Below are 4102 nucleotides of genomic sequence, written 5' to 3' on the forward strand. Positions count from 1 at the left end.
GAGTTGATCTCGGTGCCGGGCGGCGAAACCAGCGACTCGCTGGTGATTTGGTTGCCGGATGAACGGATCTGCCTGTGCGGACACACTTTCGGACCACTCCTCGGCCAGATCCCCAACCTCGTCACGCTACGCGGCGACCGATACCGCGACGCGTTGACCGCCATCGCGTCGGTCGAGCGGGTTCGCGATCTGCAACCCGAGTTGTTGGTGACCGGCCACTTCGACCCGATCTCGGGTGTCGATCGCATCAACGCCGAGCTGACCCGGCTGCGCGACGCCATCGCCTACATTCACGACCAGACCGTCGCCGGGATGAACGCCGGCAAAGATGTCCGAGCCCTGATGGAAGAGGTCACTTTGCCGGCGGAATACGAAGTGGGCCAAGGCTATGGAAAAGTCCCCTGGGATGTGCGGGCCATCTGGGAGAACTACTCGGGCTGGTTCCATCACCGGTCGACGACCGAGCTCTATCCGGTGGGTTTCGACGCCGTCAGCGCCGACGTGGTCGAATTGGCCGGTGCGGACGCGCTGCTGCAACGAGCGCGCGAACATCTGTGTGCCGACCGACCACTGCACGCCATCCACCTCGCCGAGCTGGTCCCCGCAGACCATCCAGCGGCGCGCGACGTGCTGCGGGAAGCCCACGAAAAGCTGTTGGCCGATACCACGAACTTCTGGGAAAGAGCCTGGCTCACCGAACAAATCGCGAGAAACTCATGACAGCGCGAGTCAGTTTCGATTTCACCGACACCCAGGCGCTGATCACCGGCGGCACCAGCGGGATCGGATATGCAACGGCGGTCCTATTTCGGGACGCCGGGGCACGGGTCACTATTACCGGGACCAAACCGGCCGCGACGGACTACGAGGTCGATCTGTCCGGCATGACCTATCGCCAGGTACAGATGACGAACCACGACTCGGTGGATGCCTTGGCGCAGAACCTCACCCGGCTTGACGTGCTGGTCAACAACGCGGGCGCGAATTTCCCAGGCGGCCTTGACGAGTCGAAGCCGGATGGGTTCGAGGCATCTGTGGCGCTGAACCTGACCGGTCCGTACCGCCTGACGGTGGGCCTCTACCGAGCGCTGAGGGGGTCGACGGCCATCGGAGGCGCCAGCGTAGTGAATTTGGCATCGATGTCAGCGTTGCGAGCTGTCCCGCTTGTGCCCGGCTATGGTGCGGCGAAGGCCGGCATCATCGATGTCACCAGAAATCTCGCCGTCAAATGGGCTAGCAAGGGAATCCGGGTGAACGCCGTTGCGCCCGGCACGATCGACACACCAATGACCGCGCCAATGCACAGCGCCGCAGATTTAGTCGAGACCGAGTTGGCGCATATCCCGTTGCGGCGCTTCGGATCAGTAGGCGAGATAGCGCCGACGGTGGCTTTTCTGTGCACCGAGCAAAGCATGTACACCAGCGGCGCGGTGTTCGTTGTCGACGGCGCATCCGACTGCGTCTGAAATCTCAAAGGAGTCCCATGGCATTCGCGTTACGACCCGAGGATTACTACCACACGGGCATCGTGGTGCCCGATCTCGAGGCCGCGATGGCCCGACTCAGCGCGCTGGCTGGCTACCGGTGGATCAACCCGCTGACCTACACGCTGCCGTTCCGCACCGCCAACGGTTCCCACGAGCTCACCTCGACGTTCGTCTACTCGCTGCAGAGCCCGCACGTGGAGCTGATCCAGCAGGTGCGGAGGAGTCCGTGGACTGCGGCGCCGGGAAACTCGGTCCATCACCTCGGGTACTTCACCGACGACCTTGCCGAGAGCGCACGGCTGCTGGAGGCCAACGGTTTCACCTTCGAAGCGACCGCTGATACGTCGCCGCCGGATCTGGCGTTGTTCGCCTACTACATCGATGAGTTCGGCACCCGCATCGAGATCGTCGACCGCGCACTGTTTCCCGACTTTCCGGCCTTCCTGCAGTCGGCGGCATCGTAGATGATGCTCACGGTGCTGCGCTTCAATTTCGCATCGCCGCACGGAGAGCCACGCAAGCAAAGCGAACTGATCCGTGCTGCACTCGAACTGGCGCAATGGGGCGAGTCACGGGGCATCACCACAGTCAGCGTCGACGAGCACCATGCGACTGGGCACGGGTGGAGCTGTAACCCGATCATGGCGGCCGGTATGTTCCTTGCCCAGACCTCGACGCTGATCGCGAGCGTGGATTGTGCGCTCGGCCCGCTGTGGAGCCCGGTGCGCCTCGCCGAAGACATTGCACTGGTCGACAACATGAGTCGCGGTCGATTGCACACCACGATTGGCCTTGGCTATCGCGCCGTTGAATACGACGGACTCGGTGTCGATTTCAGCCAGCGCGGCAACCTGATGGACAAGTTGATCGAGCGAATGCTCTCAGTGTGGTCAGAGATCGGTTCGTGGACGCGGCCGCATCCACCGCTGTACGTCGGGGGAGGCGCGCGAGTCACGGCGCGGCGCGCGGCGCGGTTTCGGTTGCCGCTCAGCCTGGCCGACCATCTGCCGGATGTCGCCGCCTACTATCGCGAGCTGTGCGCTGAGGCGGGGATTGCGCCGCTGGTCATCATGCCCGGTCCGGTCAACCGCGGAATGATCTACTTGCACGAAGATCCAGACCAGGCCTGGGCTCAGCTTGGTGAGCACATCCTCTGGGAGGCAGTCACTTACGGCGGATGGTCGAAAGACCAACGTTCGCTTATGCATCTACCGGGGGTTCAGACGCTGGACGAGGTCAAGGCGTCGGGGCGCTACCGATTTCTCACCCCCGACCAGCTCATCGCCGAAGTCCGCGAGGCCGACAACTACGGGCCGATCGTGCTGCATCCCCTGGTCGGCGGCATGCCGGCCGATGAGGCCTGGAAGTCGGTCCAGTTGCTCGTCGACAAGGTCGTGCCCGCGCTGACTTGAGAGAGTCAGCATCGGCGGCGGTGTGGGCTTGGTTGTCAACTCCGGTGTCCACGACGCGACAGACGCCAATAGTGGGAACGAAGTTCTTTATGCCCCAACATGTTTGAGTTTCAACACATGGCCGGTAGTGACCGCCCCGGCAACCAGGCTAGTTGTTTGTCGGTGGTGGTTGGGGTTGGAAGGGTTGATACCACCACCAGTGGGCGCGCTCGCCGGTAGGTCCCGGGCAGGGCGCCACCGTGGGCGGGGGTTTGGTTGGTGGTCGCGCCAGCGATCCCGGGCTTAGTGATCGGCCGGCGTTGTCGGTGATGGTGAGCGCGTCTGGGGGTCCGGTGATGGTGATGACGCCGCGATGGTGCAGCCGGTGATGATACGGGCATAGCAGCGCCAGGTTGGCCAACTCGGTGGGGCCGCCGTCTTCCCAATGCCGGAGATGGTGGGCGTGCAGACCGCGGGTGGCGCCACAGCCAGGAACCGCGCACATGCGGTCGCGATGCTCCAGCGCGCGGCGAAGCCGCCGATTGATCAGCCGGGTCGTCCGGCCGGCACCAATGGGCTCGCCGTGTCGTTGGAACCAGACTTCACAGGTGGCATCACAGGTCAGGTATCGGCGTTCGGCGTCGGACAGCAGCGCACCCAGATGCAGGGCCGCAGCGCGCTGCTCAACATCGAGGTGCACCACCACGGTGGTGTGTTGCCCGTGTGGGCGGCGGGTGACCTCGGCGTCCCAGCCAGCCTCGACCAGACGCATAAACGCCTCGGCGGTGCTCGGCAACGGGGGCCGCTGATCTGGGTCACCCTCGCCAGAGCCGTGATCGTGTGTCCACTGGGCGATCAGCGCATCACGATGAGACGCCAACGCGGCGTCGAACTTCGCGGCGTCATGGTGGCCAAGTCTGATCCGATAACAGCTGCCCTGCTCGGTGGGGGTCGCGCTGAACGAGCGCTCGGGCTCTAGGGAAGGTTCAGGCTCGGGTCGCGGTTCCAGCTTGACCGCCGTGCGCAGCTGCGTGACCGTGGCGCAGGCCGCCAGCGCCGCGTAATGCTCATCGGATCCCTCACCGGCCCGCGCCGCGATGACCCCGACCTGATCGGCCGACAGCCGACCCTCCCGCATGCCCTGGGCGCAACGCGGCAACTCCGCTAGCCGGCTTGCGATCGTGGTGATCGTCTGGGCGTTTGCCGGTGAGCAGCCGGTCTTCC

Annotated in this window: 5 protein-coding genes; 4 read left to right on the forward strand and 1 reads right to left on the reverse strand. The window is 64.5% G+C overall.

Annotated features, from left to right (window positions below; all coding sequences use genetic code 11):
- The 4 genes from WBF82_RS22935 to WBF82_RS22950 form a co-directional block, all read left to right on the forward strand.
- Positions 1-720 (forward strand): alkyl sulfatase dimerization domain-containing protein (locus WBF82_RS22935; protein ID WP_424385227.1); only part of this gene is annotated, 720 nt, incomplete at its 5' end.
- Positions 717-1466: an SDR family NAD(P)-dependent oxidoreductase gene (locus WBF82_RS22940; RefSeq protein ID WP_424385228.1), complete on the forward strand. Its 750-nt coding sequence runs from the start codon at positions 717-719 to the stop codon at positions 1464-1466. The genes WBF82_RS22935 and WBF82_RS22940, both read left to right, overlap by 4 nt.
- A gap of 17 nt (positions 1467-1483) precedes the next feature.
- Positions 1484-1951 (forward strand): VOC family protein, encoded by a 468-nt coding sequence (locus WBF82_RS22945; RefSeq protein ID WP_424385229.1) that lies wholly within the window; start codon positions 1484-1486, stop codon positions 1949-1951.
- Positions 1952-2899 carry an LLM class flavin-dependent oxidoreductase gene (locus WBF82_RS22950; protein WP_424385230.1) on the forward strand — a complete coding sequence of 316 codons (948 nt, stop codon included), beginning with the start codon at positions 1952-1954 and terminating at the stop codon, positions 2897-2899.
- 148 nt (positions 2900-3047) lie between these two features.
- Here the strand turns inward: WBF82_RS22950 and WBF82_RS22955 are convergent.
- The coding region (locus tag WBF82_RS22955; protein ID WP_424385231.1) for a DUF222 domain-containing protein at positions 3048-4102 on the reverse strand (1055 nt) is incomplete at its 5' end.

The organism is Mycobacterium sp., assembly GCF_049673265.1.
GTDB lineage: Bacteria > Actinomycetota > Actinomycetes > Mycobacteriales > Mycobacteriaceae > Mycobacterium.